At 40.9% G+C, this 16556-nt stretch carries 17 protein-coding genes; 13 read left to right on the top strand and 4 right to left on the bottom strand.

All coding sequences use genetic code 11. The annotated features are described in order from the left end of the window. The first annotated feature begins 9 nt into the window (after positions 1–9). Positions 10–471 (top strand): type II secretion system protein N, encoded by a 462-nt coding sequence (locus FERRO_RS06165; RefSeq protein WP_056930023.1) that lies wholly within the window; start codon positions 10–12, stop codon positions 469–471. Further along, on the top strand, positions 440–1141 hold the full coding sequence (locus FERRO_RS06160) for a heparan-alpha-glucosaminide N-acetyltransferase (RefSeq protein WP_082601223.1): 702 nt from the start codon (positions 440–442) through the stop codon (positions 1139–1141). The genes FERRO_RS06165 and FERRO_RS06160 overlap by 32 nt, the downstream gene beginning before the upstream one ends. On the opposite strand, the gene FERRO_RS06155 is transcribed toward FERRO_RS06160, so the two are convergent. Then, entirely contained in the window at positions 1138–2841 is a 1704-nt protein-coding gene (locus FERRO_RS06155; protein WP_056930021.1) for a hypothetical protein, read from the bottom strand. The genes FERRO_RS06160 and FERRO_RS06155 overlap by 4 nt on opposite strands. Before the next feature lie 10 nt (positions 2842–2851). Beyond that, complete coding sequence (locus FERRO_RS06150) at positions 2852–3781, bottom strand: DUF6502 family protein (RefSeq protein WP_056930020.1); 930 nt, start codon at positions 3779–3781, stop codon at positions 2852–2854. A gap of 114 nt (positions 3782–3895) precedes the next feature. Between FERRO_RS06150 and FERRO_RS06145 the strand changes: the two genes are divergently transcribed. Together FERRO_RS06145 and serB are read left to right on the top strand one after the other, a co-directional pair. Beyond that, entirely contained in the window at positions 3896–4312 is a 417-nt protein-coding gene (locus FERRO_RS06145; RefSeq protein WP_056930019.1) for a hypothetical protein, read from the top strand. A gap of 75 nt (positions 4313–4387) precedes the next feature. Further along, a complete protein-coding gene (serB, locus tag FERRO_RS06140; protein ID WP_056930018.1) occupies positions 4388–5230 on the top strand; it encodes a phosphoserine phosphatase SerB in 843 nt (280 codons plus the stop codon). Here the strand turns inward: serB and FERRO_RS06135 are convergent. Beyond that, positions 5210–6397 (bottom strand): phosphoglycerate dehydrogenase, encoded by a 1188-nt coding sequence (locus tag FERRO_RS06135; protein ID WP_056930017.1) that lies wholly within the window; start codon positions 6395–6397, stop codon positions 5210–5212. The genes serB and FERRO_RS06135 overlap by 21 nt on opposite strands. Next, positions 6390–7472 (bottom strand): 3-phosphoserine/phosphohydroxythreonine transaminase, encoded by a 1083-nt coding sequence (serC, locus tag FERRO_RS06130; RefSeq protein WP_056930016.1) that lies wholly within the window; start codon positions 7470–7472, stop codon positions 6390–6392. The genes FERRO_RS06135 and serC overlap by 8 nt, the downstream gene beginning before the upstream one ends. A 265-nt stretch (positions 7473–7737) precedes the next feature. Here serC and FERRO_RS06125 point away from each other — a divergent pair, with 265 nt between their 5' ends. From FERRO_RS06125 to FERRO_RS06090, 9 genes are all read left to right on the top strand, one after another. Next, complete coding sequence (locus FERRO_RS06125) at positions 7738–8691, top strand: zincin-like metallopeptidase domain-containing protein (protein WP_056930015.1); 954 nt, start codon at positions 7738–7740, stop codon at positions 8689–8691. Between the two features lie 21 nt (positions 8692–8712). After that, on the top strand, positions 8713–10398 hold the full coding sequence (locus FERRO_RS06120) for a type IV secretory system conjugative DNA transfer family protein (RefSeq protein WP_082601222.1): 1686 nt from the start codon (positions 8713–8715) through the stop codon (positions 10396–10398). Then, positions 10398–10964 (top strand): S26 family signal peptidase, encoded by a 567-nt coding sequence (locus tag FERRO_RS09955; RefSeq protein WP_082601221.1) that lies wholly within the window; start codon positions 10398–10400, stop codon positions 10962–10964. The genes FERRO_RS06120 and FERRO_RS09955 overlap by 1 nt, the downstream gene beginning before the upstream one ends. After that, the gene (gene trbB, locus FERRO_RS06115; protein ID WP_056930013.1) at positions 10889–11956 is read left to right on the top strand and encodes a P-type conjugative transfer ATPase TrbB; all 1068 of its coding nucleotides are present in this window, start codon (positions 10889–10891) and stop codon (positions 11954–11956) included. Before FERRO_RS09955 ends, trbB begins: the two co-directional genes overlap by 76 nt. Next, positions 11862–12206 (top strand): TrbC/VirB2 family protein, encoded by a 345-nt coding sequence (locus tag FERRO_RS06110; protein WP_056930012.1) that lies wholly within the window; start codon positions 11862–11864, stop codon positions 12204–12206. Before trbB ends, FERRO_RS06110 begins: the two co-directional genes overlap by 95 nt. After that, complete coding sequence (trbD, locus tag FERRO_RS06105; protein WP_056930011.1) at positions 12203–12514, top strand: conjugal transfer protein TrbD; 312 nt, start codon at positions 12203–12205, stop codon at positions 12512–12514. Before FERRO_RS06110 ends, trbD begins: the two co-directional genes overlap by 4 nt. Before the next feature lies 1 nt (position 12515). Beyond that, positions 12516–14963 (top strand): VirB4 family type IV secretion/conjugal transfer ATPase, encoded by a 2448-nt coding sequence (locus FERRO_RS06100; RefSeq protein WP_056930010.1) that lies wholly within the window; start codon positions 12516–12518, stop codon positions 14961–14963. Beyond that, a complete protein-coding gene (gene trbJ, locus FERRO_RS06095) occupies positions 14950–15657 on the top strand; it encodes a P-type conjugative transfer protein TrbJ (RefSeq protein ID WP_056930009.1) in 708 nt (235 codons plus the stop codon). The genes FERRO_RS06100 and trbJ overlap by 14 nt, the downstream gene beginning before the upstream one ends. A gap of 126 nt (positions 15658–15783) precedes the next feature. Further along, entirely contained in the window at positions 15784–16542 is a 759-nt protein-coding gene (locus FERRO_RS06090; RefSeq protein WP_056930008.1) for an SDR family oxidoreductase, read from the top strand. Positions 16543–16556: the final 14 nt, after the last annotated feature.

Below are 16556 nucleotides of genomic sequence, written 5' to 3'. Positions count from 1 at the left end.
TGAGTTATTATGATGCTAAAAAATTGGCAATTACGTTCTAAAAGCGATCTCACCAAACAATTTAGTTGGTTTATCAGCTTACTAATTCTATCTGTCACAGTAGGTCACTGGGCCAGCCTATTGTTAGCCCCCCCTCCTCAACCTATCCCTGTCCATCCTTTAGACAAGCCAGGGAACACCGTATATCAAGATGCCAAGAATGTGTTCATTGGGCCAAGCTTACTTAACGCCAGCTTAGTATTAAATGGGGTCATTGTCAGCGACCAGCATCACGGAATTGCTGTCATCAGCATTAATAACAGCCCACCTAAACCCTATCGTGAGAGACACGAAATTAGTGCTGGGATTCTTCTAAAAACAGTGACTAGCGATCATATCATTATAGAGCGTCAAGGTCGCTCAGAAACTCTGTCACTTCATTCCCAACCCAAACTCTCCAATGGCATCTCCATCGAACATCAACAACAGTAAAATTGCCCGACTACTTTTCATTGATGAATTAAGGGGTATGGCCATTTGTATGATGGTAGTCTTCCATTTTTGTTATGACTTGAACTACTTTCATTACACGCAGTTTAATATCTTAGAGAGTTCATTTTGGACAACTTGGCGCACTGTCATTGTTGCTTGGTTTGTCTTTATCTCAGGGGTCAGCATTTCATTCGCACCAAATAATCATACTCATTTTATAAAACGAATCACTAAACTCTTTTTATCAGCGGTGACTATCTCTATTGTCACTTATTTCTTATTCGGCAATCGTTTTATCTATTTTGGGGTCATACATTTTTTTTTAATCGCCACAATGGTGACCTACCCCATTAGGGAAAACAAAAAAAGTTTAGCTATGTTGGGCACCCTGATATTGTTAATCTCTAATACGTGTCAGTTATCTGTAATGAATCCCAATTACTTAAATTGGATTGGTTTGAACTCTCTCAAACCGGCCACTGAGGATTACGCCCCTCTGTTTCCTTGGTTAGGCTTATATTTTATAGGTGTCGCCAGCGCACCATTCTTAAACCATAAAAAAAGTCTAAAAATCAAGGCGCTCTCTGTATTAGGGCAACATAGTTTAATGATTTATTTAATCCACCAGCCAGTTCTTTTTTTACTTTTTTCTCTAGCCTCAACACATTAATCGCTTTCCGATTTCAACAGTACCGAGTTTTCAGTTCTTTTCAAGGAAGTCGCAGTGATGGCACCAGGCGTATTTGCCGAAGGGAGAGAAGTGATAACACCAATAACTTCAATATTACTTGAACTAGACGTGAGATCACTTTCGATATAGGTATTAGAATTGTAAGTAACAATATAATTAGTGTTGTTGCTTAAGAAGTTAAATTGATTAATGTTTCTTGAGAAATTAGCGGTAATCCCCACGTAATCGGCCACAGTATTAGCGCTAACAGTATTTGAAATAGTTGAACAAGTTACACTGCTGGCTTGTAACGAGCCGGAATTAAAATTTGCTTTAACCTGAACGAGTTGCGTGGCGCCTGGAATACATCCCGTCAAATTAATATTGGAAGCATTAATGGTAACCCCCTGAAAGACAATTGTCGTCACCCCATTAACCGGCGCAGGAAAGACAATAATCCCATTTAAATTAACGACGGTGGAAGCAAGGCTCTCGTTTGAAGGCAATGACTGTTCAACGGTAGCCCCATCCAGCTCACCTTGATGATTAGTTCCTTTCAGACGTACATAATCCCCTACAGTGCAATATGTACAACCAGAGGGAAGGACAACAGAAGTACCGTTAATGATTGCTGTATTGCCAGATAGTGAGGTAATAATGCCACTTACCTGAACAGTGGGGTTGGTACCATTAGCAAAACTGGTGGCAGACTGGATGACTAAGTTAGATACAGCAAGAGCGGTAGTAGGCGAATAAGCCGTACCGAGATAAGAGCTAGGGAAATAACTGAGCCAATTAGTACTAGGAACAAACATTGAAACCACTTGGTTATTGGCCAGCGTACTAGGGACTATCAAAGAAGAGACCGTCGAACCACCGTAACTATTTGTTGTATTATTTCCACCGTTAACCCCATTGCCACCATTAATTTGAACCGTACCGGAAGACACCGCGGTCACAATACCACTGAGTTCATAATTTGTGGCTGGTTGATTGACACCAACAGGATTGTTGTAATAAACCGTACTATTGGTGGGGACGTAATACTCATCAATTCTGGTAGCAATGAGCTCAGGCTTTTGTGTAGAAGGATTAAGTACCCAGAAACCATGAACTTTAACTTCAGCACCTGTAATCAGACTATTAACAAATCCATTGGGAGAACCCAATGTACAGCTACTGTTAGCGGTACATTGCGAAAAGGGTTCGTTAAAAACAGTTGTAACGCCTAAGGAAGTATTACATGCTTGAGTGACAATTCTAACTGGTTGATTTAAAACATATAGGTAATAGTCTGTTGAGGCGGCACATGTACCATTTACCGCAGTGGTAAAAGCAGTCGGTTGATAAGTAATGACACCTTGTAAATCAGGTGTAATTTCAGCGGAGACCACCGTAGAGGAACTATCCACCGTAGCGGTTACCACCTGCCCCAATGATAACAACCCTGAGGAAGTACTAGAACCATCAAAGGTTTCACTGATATTAGCGGTGGTACTAAGAGGATACTCAGTGCCGTCAATGAATACACTACCAAAACCTGTCACCAACCCTTGAATCACAACACCTGTCCCACCACTACCCACCCCTGCAACTGCTGCCGCCCCCCCACCACAAGAACTTAAGAATACAAGAGAGATAAAAAATAAAGCAGTAAGTGAATAATCGTGACGGTTAAGCAGACAGCGAATGAAAAACATATTGAACTCCCTAAGATGTTTCATTTCGTTTGGCAACAGATTGCGGATCAGAGGATTTATTGTTTTTATTGGAAATCATCTCATTATTATTGTTTTTATTTTTTTTTGGTAATGTGTTCGAGTTTGAGTGAATAGGTTCGCTATAACAAAACATACCAATACGAATTCTTTGGTCGCCTCCATTGGGCTCATCTTTATCGCTTAAAGGGACAGCCGCTTCAATTAAAGAACTCATCACTTGTAACCATAGCGCTTTAGCAAGATTTTCTAATTCAATAATGGATTGCTCTGTAAGCCCATCGGCAAAAACACTCTGTTCAAGAAATTTATGATCATTCATGTCAGAAAGATTATGGACGCCAGCAGCAAGATGATCCGCTGTACTACCCGCTAATAAATTTCCAGCTTCAACCATAGAGGGATCAGGGACAAAGGCATCACGGATTAAACGGACTTGCTGTTCGTCCACTTCAATCATCCCAAGGCGTTCTAATTCATTAATTACAGAGCGCGGATGGACATCTGAGGAAACTTGCCGGACTAACTTTTCAAAAGAGCGGTTATCTCCTGTTAAAGGAAGTATATCCTGCCAACCACTGGCTAACCAGCGAGTCATAATTTGTGAGGGAAGAGTAGGTTTACCTAACAGTTCACGGGGTCGATCCCCCCCTGATTCAACTAATTGTTGTAGGACAGGAATAAGAGAGCGCACATCTTTACGATGTAAACCAGACAAAAGACTTAAAGCAGAATCCGTTTGTTTTACGCCAAGGCGTGTTAATTCTTGCGAGGCTTGTTCTAAAAAAACCTGTTTAATTGCCACAGAAAATTCAGGATGGCGGACACCAGACCTTAACAGCCACAAAATCAGAGGCTGCATAATGATCAACGTTTGTTTTAATACCAATTGCGGATCAAGTTTTATTTTTTTACTAACCATAAGTAAATTTTATGGGATTTTTTCCCACAAGTAAAGTACAATGAACTTATGGGAAATTTTCCCATTTTAATAATTAAAAGTTCACTGTCTGCCAACCTGATTAAGGAGAATTAAATGATAACCCAATCATTACGTATTAGCGGTCTTGTCTTGGCTTTTCTTGCCATGAGTTTTGGTGCATTGATGGCACATGCTGATAACTTTGACGCAAAGCAACGAGCCATTCAAGATGAATATAACGAAATAAAGCCCCTCACAGGAGACGGAGCCGTTCCTCATAATATCAATCACGTGTACACCGCTTTATATAATCAAAGCATACAAGATGTCATCCTTGAGTCAAAACAACTCTCTTTACTACAATCCGTTTATCAGCGTGATGTAGTCCATCTCAACCAAGACCAGCGGACTCTTGATTTAGGTCGAATTGAAGAGCAGAAGAGACGTTTGTTACAGGCTCAACATCGTGCCTATACTTATGCCGTTGCGCTCTCCCGCCACAACGATACTGTTAGACTTTTAAGCAACTAAGTAAAAACCAAACCACTTAGATTATGAGTTATTGCTACAATAAGGGTTTCCCCTGATCCTTATTGTAGTGTTTTTATGACAATTTTTTATACAGTTTTACAATCTTCCCATCCCTTTAGCCAAACCCTTATCAGTGAATTAATTCCTCATTACCCGATAAATCAAATCAATGAACATTTGATTTATTTATCTTCTACAGCGATCAATAATCATTTACTCACTATTGCAGAAAAACATCTTATTGATATTGCTTGCATTCCTGATACCAGAAAATTATCGAATGTATCTTTAATAGTCATGGATATGGATTCAACACTCATTACTATAGAGTGTATTGATGAGATTGCCGATTTTATGGGTATAAAATCACAAGTAGCTGCAATCACAGAAAGCGCTATGCGTGGAGAAATAGATTTTCCAGAAAGCTTAAGACGACGAGTGAGTCTATTAAAGGGTTTACCAGAATCCACCTTATCACAGGTCTATGAGGAAAGGTTACATATCACTCCTGGAGGAGAAGACATGTTGTCACATTTTCATCAACAGGGTATTGAGACTTTGTTAGTGTCGGGGGGATTTAACTTTTTCACAGAAAAACTACAAAAAAAACTAAATATCACTTACTCTAAAGCGAATACCTTGGAAATAAAGAATGGCTTATTAACCGGTCAAGTTGTCGGAGACATCATTGATGCGAAAGCCAAAGCCTACTGGCTCAACTACTACTTACACAATCAAAAAGAACCAAAAGAAGTGGTTGCCATTGGCGATGGCGCAAATGATTTATTAATGATGAAGGAAGCCGATATCAGTATTGCCTATCACGCAAAGCCAATTGTTAGAAAAGAAGCCACCCATGCCTTAACACGGGTGGATTTAAGTGGCGTAATACCTCTATTAGAGATCCAACATAGGTAAATTTCGAACTAACAATACACCAGGTATTGTCTTTAACTCTTTCACTACTTTCTCAATAATAGGTGAGTCATTGTCTACTAAGGTATAAGCCAAGTCCCCTCGGGATTTATTAATCATGTTATGAATATTGACTGAGGCCTTTGCAAGAGTGGTAGAAATTTGTCCTAACATATTGGGAACATTATTATGTGCAATACTCAAGCGATGGTTTGATTCTCTCGCCATAAAAAGATTTGGGAAGTTTACCGAATTGGTTAAATTACCATGCTCAAGGTAGTCTCTCACTTGATCTACCACCATCACAGCACAGTTCTCCTCTGCCTCATTAGTGGAAGCGCCCAAATGAGGGAGCGCTATCACTTGTGCATGCCCTGCTATTTTCACCTCAGGAAAATCACAGACATAATAACGTAAATGCTTATTATCAAGACTCGCTATAACAGCCTCCGTATCGACAATCGCATCCCGAGAAAAATTTAGTAAAATTGCATTTTTTTTCAGGACGGCAAGTCGTTGGGCATTCATCAAACCTCTCGTAGCGGGTAAGAGCGGTACATGTAAGCTAACAAAATCACAATGGCGCAAAAGCTCCTCAATGGTATTACATTTTTTAACGGACGCAGACAGACTCCAGGCAGCATCCACCGTAATTTCAGGATCAAATCCATACACTTTCATCCCCAAGGCTAAAGCCATATCTGCTACCAATCGACCTATGGCGCCTAAACCCACTACGCCCAGAGATCTCCCCTTGAGTTCCGACCCCACAAAGCTTTTCTTTCCCTCCTCCACCAATTGGTGAAGTGTTGCATCATCGCCCCTTAACGAAGCGGTAAACTGGAGGGAGGGAATAATATTTCTGGCTGCCATTAACATCCCCGCTAAGACCAGTTCTTTCACGGCATTAGCATTGGCACCCGCCGCATTAAATACGGGGACCCCCCTCTCACTCATAACGGGAATAGGGATATTGTTAGTTCCTGCCCCAGCTCTGGCTATAGCAATCACGGAGGTTGGGATAGGCATATCATGCATATTTTGCGAGCGTACCAAGATAGCATCCGGTTTCTCAACTTCATTACCTATTAAGTATTGGGGTTGAGGAAAGCGCTTTAAGCCATCATGAGAGATTTTGTTAAGTGTTTGAATTGAAAAAATATTAGCCATTTTGCTGTTGAAACTCCTTCATGTACTGTGTTAAGGCCACTACACCTTCGATTGGCATAGCATTATAAATGGATGCGCGCATACCCCCAACAGAGCGATGACCTTTTAATTGTAGCAAGCCACGCCCTTCAGCCCCCTTCAAGAAGGGTTTATCTAACTCATTATTGTGTAAAGTAAAGGGGATATTCATCCATGAACGGTTAGATATGGCAACGGGAGACTGATAAAAGTCTTGGCTAGCATCGATAGTGTCATAGACCAGCTTCGCTTTTTGAAGGTTTAATTTAGCCATCGCCTCTAATCCACCGTTGGCTTGTAGCCATTTAAATACTAAGCCTGCCATATAGATAGAGAAAGCTGGCGGAGTGTTATACATGGAGTCATTATCAGCATGAACTTTATAATCCATCATAGCTGGAGTTCCGGCTTTAGCCTTACCAACGAGGTCCTCTCGAATTATCACCGTAGTTAATCCGGCAATGCCCATATTTTTTTGCGCACCCGCATAGATAAGTCCAAATCGACTCACATCAAAGGGGCGTGAGAGTATGGTGGAGGACATATCCGCCACAATTGGGACTTGTCCTGTTTGGGGTAAATCATAAAACTCCACACCACCAATGGTTTCATTAGGGGTAATGTGTAAGTAAGCCGCGTGGGGGTTTAATGTCCAAGTGGAAAAATCAGGAACATAAGTAAAATGTTTGTCCTCTGCGTTAGCCACAATATTTACCTGCGCTATTTTTTTAGCCTCGGCTATAGCTTTTTTTGACCATTCACCCGTATGTAAATAATCCACCTCATTACTCATGGCAGCTAAGTTCATGGGTACCATAGAAAACTGTTGGCTGGCCCCACCTTGCAAAAATAGAATATGGTAATTGTTGGGAATATTTAACAATTCTCTTAAATTTTGCTTTGCCTGTTCATGAATAGACATAAATTCTGGACCGCGATGAGACATCTCCATCACAGACATACCACTATCCTGCCAATTTGCTAATTCTTGTTGAGCTTGTTTAATGACCACATCTGGAAGCACTGCAGGTCCAGCACTAAAATTATAAATCGCCATAGTTCACCTTTTTCTATACAAATTATTATCAAGCTTTATCTTACTGAAGATTCGTTAGCAGGATTATAAGAAGTAAATTTACAACCTATTTTTTCAATCATAAGTTTTTCTTATAAAAGATAATATTGTTTAAAATTAATAAGTTATTAATAATTAGCTGTAGATATTAATGTAATTTTTTAGGAAAAAATCGTCACTAACAACATAAAATCGATGGGTTTTTCCGCTAATGATGATTGTACTTATTTAGAATTAGGTATAAATTATGAGCGACATAAGGAATATTATCCTGCAGGAGTTTGTCCAGAAACTGCTTCTTCTGATCGATAAGAATCAACTACCTCCTTGGCAAAAACCTTGGAATGAAGGAGCAACAACAAATCAACAAAAACCCTATAATCCGCTGACCCAGCAATTCTACCAAGGAATAAACTCCCTTCACCTATCACTCACAGCAGAGCTTAATCACTTCCTAGACCCAAGATGGGTGGGTTTTAATCAAGCAAATAAAGCGGGTTGGTCTATACGATCACAACAAAAAGGAACAGTAATATATCTTCCTATCAAAAAAATAATAAAAGCTGACGTCAGAGATGGTCAAGGCGTTGCAACAAACACAGAGACTGCTAAAGATAGAATCAGCTATAGACTTACCAGGGTGTTTAATGCCGAACAAATCTCCGGTATTCCTCCTCTAGAAAAGAGCAACACTGTCATCACAGAATTCAAAAACCATAACCCCCTTCCCATTATCGCTCAGAGACTCGGGGTTAGCGTCATCGAAACTTCCTCTGATCTTGCTTACTACTCTCCTCATTTAGATATGATTAAACTACCTCTCTCCCATCAGTTTACCAGTATCTATGGACGAGAGAGTACTTTTGCCCATGAACTAACACATGCCTCGGGAAGCATTCAACGCTTAGCACGTGACCAAACCGGTCAATTTGGGAGTCGCGCTTATTGCATAGAGGAGATTACCGCTGAAATAGGCGCTTTTCTTCTGTGCCGTGAGTTAGAGCTACATTTTACTGCAGTACATCCTGATCAAACCCAAGAGCAACATCTATCCTATACAGCGCACTGGATAGAATTACTAAAAAAAGAGACCGTTAGTATCGAACTTGCCATCAAGCAAGCTTTGGAAGCTACTAAATTTCTTTACCAACAATGGCAAATTGAACAAATGATACAACAATTCCAGACCGTCAACGTGTAACTCGTCTCAACAATACATCACATGTCAACGAACTCTCACAATACTCCCCCAACACTCTCCACCACTCGTGATATGAATGTAGTAAAACTTATCTTACTGACCTATTCGCTATGGTGGCTAATGGGTATTGTTCTACCGAATAATCTCCCGCCGATAAGCCTATACCTATTCATTACCAACTTAAGTTTACCTACTGATTTTGCCATGAAGTGCCTAATATGCATGGGGCTATTTGGTACTCTATACCGCTATGAAAGACACAATTTTATTCTACGCAACCTTCAAACACATCATGGTTCAGCCAGATGGGCCTCAACAAAACAAGTGATAGCAACTGGATTAATGGATAGCAAACAAAAGGATGGCGTGTATCTGGGATCCTATCAAGATAGTACAGGGCGCCATTATCTAAGACATCAAGGCGATGAACATATTTTGGTATTCGCGCCCACCCGCAGCGGCAAGGGTATTGGTATTGTCATACCTACTTTACTGGGTTGGCAATCCTCTGCACTAGTTCATGACATCAAAGGGGAAAACTTTCATCATACTAGCGGTTATAGACAACAGGTATTAAAACAACGAATCTTGAAGTTTGAACCTACCTCTCACGATTCTCACTGTTTTAATCCTTTGAATGAAATTCGGTTAGGTAGCGAATTTGAAACCCGTGATGTGCAGAATATAGCAACCATGATTGTCGATCCAGACGGACGCGGGCTCAATGATCATTGGGCCAAGACAGGTTTTGATTTGTTAGTTGGTGTGATTTTGCATGTACTCTATGCTGAAACTGATAAATCCCTGAGTCGTGTTCAATCTTTGCTCTCAACACCGGGAAAAAGTATCGAGCAAGTGATGAGAGAGATACAAAATACTCACCATCTTGGACACTCTCCTCACCCCCTAGTCATGCAGTCAACCCAAAGCTTTCTCAATAAAGCTCCTAATGAAGCATCGGGCGTCCTATCCACCGCATTGTCTTTTCTTTCATTATACAAAGATGAAGTGATAGCTCAACACACAAGACATTCTGACTTTACACTAGAAAGCCTTATGCAAGAAACCACCACACTCTACCTCATCGTCCCTCCCTCCGACAAAGATCGATTAAAACCTTTAATTCGCTTGATCATCAATCAAGTGGTAAGACGCCTTACGGAAAAAATGTATTTTGATGGGACAGGTCAAGGTAAAAGTCAGTACCATCACCGACTATTATTACTACTTGATGAATTCCCAAGTCTTGGTAAATTAGATATTTTTCAAGAGTCTCTGGCATTTATTGCTGGCTATGGACTAAAAGCCCTATTAATTGTCCAAGACATTAGTCAGTTGCATACCGCCTACGGTAGAGAAGAATCTATCATAAGTAATTGCCACATTCGTGTGGCCTACGCACCTAACAAAATTGAGACAGCAGAATTATTATCCCGGATGCTGGGCAATACCACCTTAGGACAATCTCAACAGCAGTACTCAGGGTCACGCTTTGCGATGATGTTAAACCATACCTCCCAAAGCATACATTATTCAGGACGTCCTTTGCTCACTGCCGATGAGGCTATGCGCCTGTCTCCAGAGCATGCGCTCGTAATGGTCACCGGCCATGCACCAATTTTTGCTAACAAAATTCGCTATTTTGAAGAACAGCTGTTCTATTACAGACTGTTACCTGCCGCCAAGCTTGATATTGGTCAATCCTAATGAAACCCCTATACAAATTTTATCTCATGAGTAGCCCTATCCTCATCATGGGGATATGCATTATTTCAGACTATCGTTTTAACTTTACCAGTTCTGAGGCAATCGGGATTTGGCAAATCAGTGCATTACACAATACCCTACATCATGGCGACCACATACTAGTGTGTCATCGTGTCATCACTCCCCTTCTGCACTCTAGATGTACACCATGTCTCATCAAGACGGTTGTTGGCGTGCCTGGGGACCGAATTAGCTTAGAGTCTAATGGAGTATTCATTAATCAATATTTACTACCACAGAGCAAGCCTTACCCCACGAAACAGTATTTTCCTCTTCATCATCTTACCTTAAGCGCTAATCAGTATTGGGTATATGGCAGTCATCTACCCACTCTTTCATTAGATTCACGCTATGTTGGTCCTATATCAATGACAGATGTGTTGGCTATCGCTAAACCAATTCTTATTTTTCCTTCAATCATGGACTCAACATGGAAAGTCAACTTCAAGAGTTTCATTCAAGACAATTTAGTGCACTACAAAAATATCTTGGTGACATTGTTTTAACTTATCTCAATGATCCTAATATAACGGAATTACTCTTTAACACCGATGGCCATCTATGGGTTGACCATCGTAGCGAAGGATTATGCAAAAAAGAAAAACTGAATCTTCTCCAAGTTCAATTAGCCATTGAAACCTTAGCTAGTTTAAAAAAAACCAAAGTGGATCATGACACCCCCATTCTTGAATGTGAATTGCCTTTTAATCATGCGCGCTTTGAAGCTGTCATTCCACCCTTAGTACAGCAGCCAATATTTTCCATCAGAAAATCATTGAGTCGCCCCATTGCTTTAATTGACTATATTCATCAAGGCATCATGACGCTTCATCAACATGACCAAATGATCCATGCATTAACAGCACATCACAATATTCTAGTGGTGGGGGGAACCGGCAGTGGTAAAACCACTCTGGCCTATGCACTCCTCAATGAAATACAACAACGCTATCCTAAAGAGCGATTAATTCTTTTAGAAGATACTCCGGAAATTAAGCTTCATAACGCTAACTCTGTTTCAATGACGACAGCGAACGATATCTCTTTAACTCGCTTACTTAAAACAACACTGAGGTTACGTCCTGATCGAATCATTGTGGGCGAAGTACGAGGTAGCGAAGCCTTAGCTTTACTCAAAGCATGGAACACCGGCCACCCTGGAGGAATCTCAACATTGCATGCTAACGATGCGCAGGGTGCTTTATTTCGTCTAGAGCAACTCATTGAAGAAGGAGGTACTTCAATAAATCGACAATTGATCGCTCACAGCATAGATTTAATTATTGTGATGAATAAAACTATTCAAGGACGACAGGTATGTGAAATGAAATACTGTACCGAATATAGCTCAGAGCAGTATCACTTAGAAAATTATGATTTTTTTCCTCCACAACTGATTAATTATGATCTTTTCTCTGGAGCTGAATATGATTCATCGTTTACAAAAAACCCTTTGCTTACCCCTTCTAATAAGTGCTCTTTGGTTACCCCTAACTAGCCATGCAACTACCATGGGAGGACTGCCTTGGGATACCCCGATTAAAACCTTACAGGACGATTTAACAGGACCCGTAGCTACAGGTATCAGCGTCATTGCTTTCCTCGCCACAGGCGCCGCCCTCGTGTTTGGTGAAGAACTAGGAGGAATTGCAAAAAGGGCGTTATTTGTGGTGCTAGGTGTAGCAATGATTGTTTTGGGAAATAACTTTTTAATGGCCTTAGGTTTAACTGGTGCATTGGTATCATGAGAGAGAGTGAGCAGCCATATCAATCCATCCCCCTCTACCGGGCTTTGAACCGTCCTTTACTGATTATGGGTGGAGAGAGGCACTTATCACTCATGCTAATGATTATTTGTGGCATTTTTATTGTTTCATTGCCCCATTTCTGGTCTTTGATTATCGGCATCATATTGTGGGTAACAGGGCAAACGTTAATTAGTGAAGCAGCACGCCATGACCCCCAATTAAGTCGTATTACTTTAAGACACTTACGTTACCAAAAGCACTATTTAGCCCACACCGACCCATTTTCCTATACTTCAAGATGGCTTTAACATGTGGTCACTCAACGCCTTTAGACGGAGAAAATTAAGTGCCACAGACCTACTTCCTTGGGCAGGATTGGTGGCACCTGGGATCATCCTCACTAAAAGTGGAGGATACTTGGCGGGTTGGCGCTTTCAGGGGCCTGACTTAGATTCTGCGAGTGCTAGTGAAATGAATTGGATGACCGGCCATATAAATCAAATTTTATCACTTGAAGAGGGCTGGATGATTCATTGTGATGTGTTTCGAGTACCTGCTCAATTAACTACCCATCCAGGCGCTTTTCCTGATGCCACCACTGAACTCATCGAAGCAGTCAGAATTGAACAATTTAGAGATACCCCCCATCGTTTCATCAACGACAGTTTTTTTACGTTAACATGGCATCCCCCCGTTAACGGATCCCGAAGGGCTAATCTATTATTTATGAATCAAGAAAACGAGGGAGACGCTAACTATTTCCTTAATGTGTTTAGTGAAAAAATCAAACAAATTGAGGACCGTTTAAGTCATGTTATACAGCTTCATCGACTCACTGAGGTTGAGTATGGTAAAGGGATGAAAAGCGAGCTGTTGGATTATTTAAATTTTTGTGTATATCAGGAATCTCGGTCGTTACTCCTCCCAGAAATCCCATTTTTTCTTGATAGCATAATAGGCTGTGCCGATATTGAAACCGGGTTTATGCCACGAATTGATCACATTCCTAGGCAAATCATAGCCCTAGAAGGCTACCCCGCTCATTCTTACCCAGGCTTAATGGATTTTTTATCGCGTCAAGAGCTCTCCTACCGCTGGAGTTCAAGATTTATATATCTGGGTCAAGAAAATGCCCTGAAAGCATTAAATCATTATCGAGCACGTTGGAGTCAGAAAAGAAAAAGTGCGCTTAATGTATTACGAGAGCAAGCCGGTGGCGAAGCGACTCATGTCAATCATGATGCAGACGATATGGCTAGTGAAGCCGTGGCTGCACTCACTGAAGTGAATAGTGGATTGGTTAAGTATGGCTACTTCACTGCCGTACTAATCGTGAGTCACCCCGATGAAAACGTATTAATCGAAAAAACACGGCTACTCATGAAACTGGTTCATCAACAAGGATTCAGTGCACGTTTAGAGCATATCAATGCTATGGAAGCCTGGTTAGGTTCTATGCCCGGTAATTATTTTGCAAATGTAAGACGCCCTTTGCTGAATACGATGAATTTATGTCATTTATTACCCCTCACCTCTGTCTGGGCAGGATCAGAGTACCATCCTAATCCACTCTATCCCGCCTCAAGCCCTGCCTTAGCCTTGACGGTGACCACGGGCGCCACGCCATTTCGGCTTAATTTACATGCTGAGGATGTTGGGCATAGCCTTATTTTAGGCCCCACGGGGTCTGGCAAATCCACACTATTATGCTTTTTAATGGCGCAACAATTTCGTTACCCGAAGGCCCAAGTCTATGTTTTTGATAAAGGATATTCAGCTCAGACTCTGGTTAAGGCGTGCGGCGGAATACACCACAACCTGACGTTTCATCAGTCAGATAAGCGTCTTTGCCCACTTAGTGATTTACATGACAATAACGAAATTGGCTTTTTACAAGATTGGCTTGAATTACTCTGTCAATTACAGGGAGTAGTATTAAATGCCAAACGTCGAGAGGAAATTTATCACGCCTTAAAACAATTACAGATGAGTAGTACATTAAGCTCTGAGAGGACACTAACTCATCTTGTCACACTAATACAAAATACGGATCTACGTCAGGCATTACATTTTTATACCCTACAAGGAGTTGCGGGAGATATTTTTGATGGTGATAAAGACTTTTTCCAGGATAACCCTTTTCAGGTGTTTGAAATGGAGGGCTTATTACAGCGCGATGAGAAGATAGTTTTACCCACTTTGACCTACCTTTTTCATCGTCTACAACGCAGTTTCAATGGTGAACCTACTCTAATTATATTAGATGAAGCTTGGGTAGTACTTGATCATCCCCATTTTAGGCAAGTGTTTAGGGAATGGTTAAAAACATTACGTAAATTAAATGTTGCCGTTATTTTTGCAACACAAAGTCTAAGCGATTTTCATCAATCGGGTCTGCTTGAATTAATACTGGAATCCTGTCCAACTAAAATTTTGTTGCCTAATCGAGAGGCTAACACGCCATCGATCAAACCCTTGTATGAAAAAATTGGTTTGAATGAAAGACAAATTTCAATTCTGAGTCAAGCTGTACAAAAAAAACAATATTACATGGTGCACCCAGAGGGAAAACGGTTATTTGAATTGGGTTTATCTGAGGTGGAATTAGCTTTTATGGGCGTAGCGGATAAAAAATGTCGTCAACAAATAACAGAGCTAGAAGCACAATGGGGCCATATGTGGCCTTATCACTGGTTACAGAGCAAGCAACTCTCTCATGCTGCACAACATTGGTTAAGAGAGCATGACCTGCGTTAGCGTCATCCTATTAATATGCTTAAGTTGTTTCCCTGCTCTATCCTTTGGTGGCGGAGGGCCTATAGCTTCCATAGCGGGAGCCACCTTACCCGAACAAATGGTGCAGGAGGCTACCGCTGTAAATCAACTCTCAGAGGCTGTCACGCAAACGAGCCAACAATTACAACAGATCACCAATCAAGTGAAAAACTTAACCTCTTTACCTGATCAAATGTGGCCCAATGTTTCAGGACAATTGTCGCAATTAATTAATTTAATGGGTTCAGCTAAGGGACTCACTTACTCGACCCTTAACACCTACGATAATGCCAGTCAGATTTATGGCATCCCTTCTCAACCACTTCAACAATACAGTCAACGATTACAGCAGTGGACCGGTAATCTCCTGAGCCAAGTCAGTACTCTACTTAATCAATATGGTTTAGAGAGCAGTCAATTTGTTAATGAGCAACAAGCCCTAACCAGCGTTCAACAGCTTAGTCAAAACGCCGTGGGCAGAATGCAGGTTCTGCAAGCAGGGAATCAAATTTCCGGATTACTGGTTAATCAAATGCAATTTTTGCGGCAGGATATTATGTCCGGTAATCAGGTAATGATGAACGCTTTGAGCAATCAAGCCAATCAAATACAGCAGGACAGAATTAACGGCGAGACTTGGATTAATAGTAATAATCAATATTCTTCCTCTTATTAACTATAATAGTGTTAAAAAACATTGAGTTAAAATGAGTAAAAATTTTTTTAGAATTAATCTTGCCTTAAGCAAAAAAGAAGCTTACTATATTAGTAAGGAAGCGTACTAAGCATTTAAGGTAAAACCATGTCAAATTACTCAAGAGTTGTACTCATCACTGGAGTTTCCTCTGGAATTGGTCAAGCCACCGCAGAATTACTGATAAAAGAAGGTCACCGCGTGATTGGTGATGCGCGCAGTCAAGATAAATTAACTGCACTGTCACAGTCTCTTGGTAAGAACTTCATTGGTGTATCTGGAGACGCCTCTGATGATAAACATTTAGAAGACATGTTTAATACAGCCCTTAACCATTTTAAGGCGCCTGTTGATGCGGTCATTGTCAACGCAGGTCGAGGATTAAGTGGCTCGGTTAAAGATGCCGATCTTTCCCAATTTGACGCTATTTTAAAGCTGAATGTTTCTGGAGCTGCTCAATTATTGCAACAGGCCGCAAGACGCATGGTTGACGTGCAATCTGCTCACTTCCCTCACCGAGCAGCCGATATTGTTGTTATTGGTTCAGTAGTGGGTAGACATATCTCTCCCTTTGGCGCCACCTACAGCGCGACAAAGTTTGCGGTTCATTGTTTAACAGAAAGTTTACGACGTGAAATTGGTCCCAAGGGGGTAAGAGTTACCTTGATTGAACCAGGAGTGGTAGTCAGTGGTTTTCAAGAGGCTGCTGGTTATAAAGACGATGTGACAGATATCTTTAACGAGAAATTTGGTCCATTATTACAACCCATAGATATTGCTAACACGATTGTATTTTCTTTGAACCAACCTCCACATATTCATGTCTCAAATATTATGGTAAGACCCACTCGACAAGATTATCCGTAATTAATTTTATTAAC

The sequence above is a fragment of the Ferrovum sp. JA12 genome, assembly GCF_001431705.1.
Classification (GTDB): Bacteria; Pseudomonadota; Gammaproteobacteria; order Burkholderiales; family Ferrovaceae; genus PN-J185.
The sequence above is the reverse complement of the archived record's forward strand: the minus strand, read 5'-3'. Positions and strand labels throughout refer to the sequence as shown.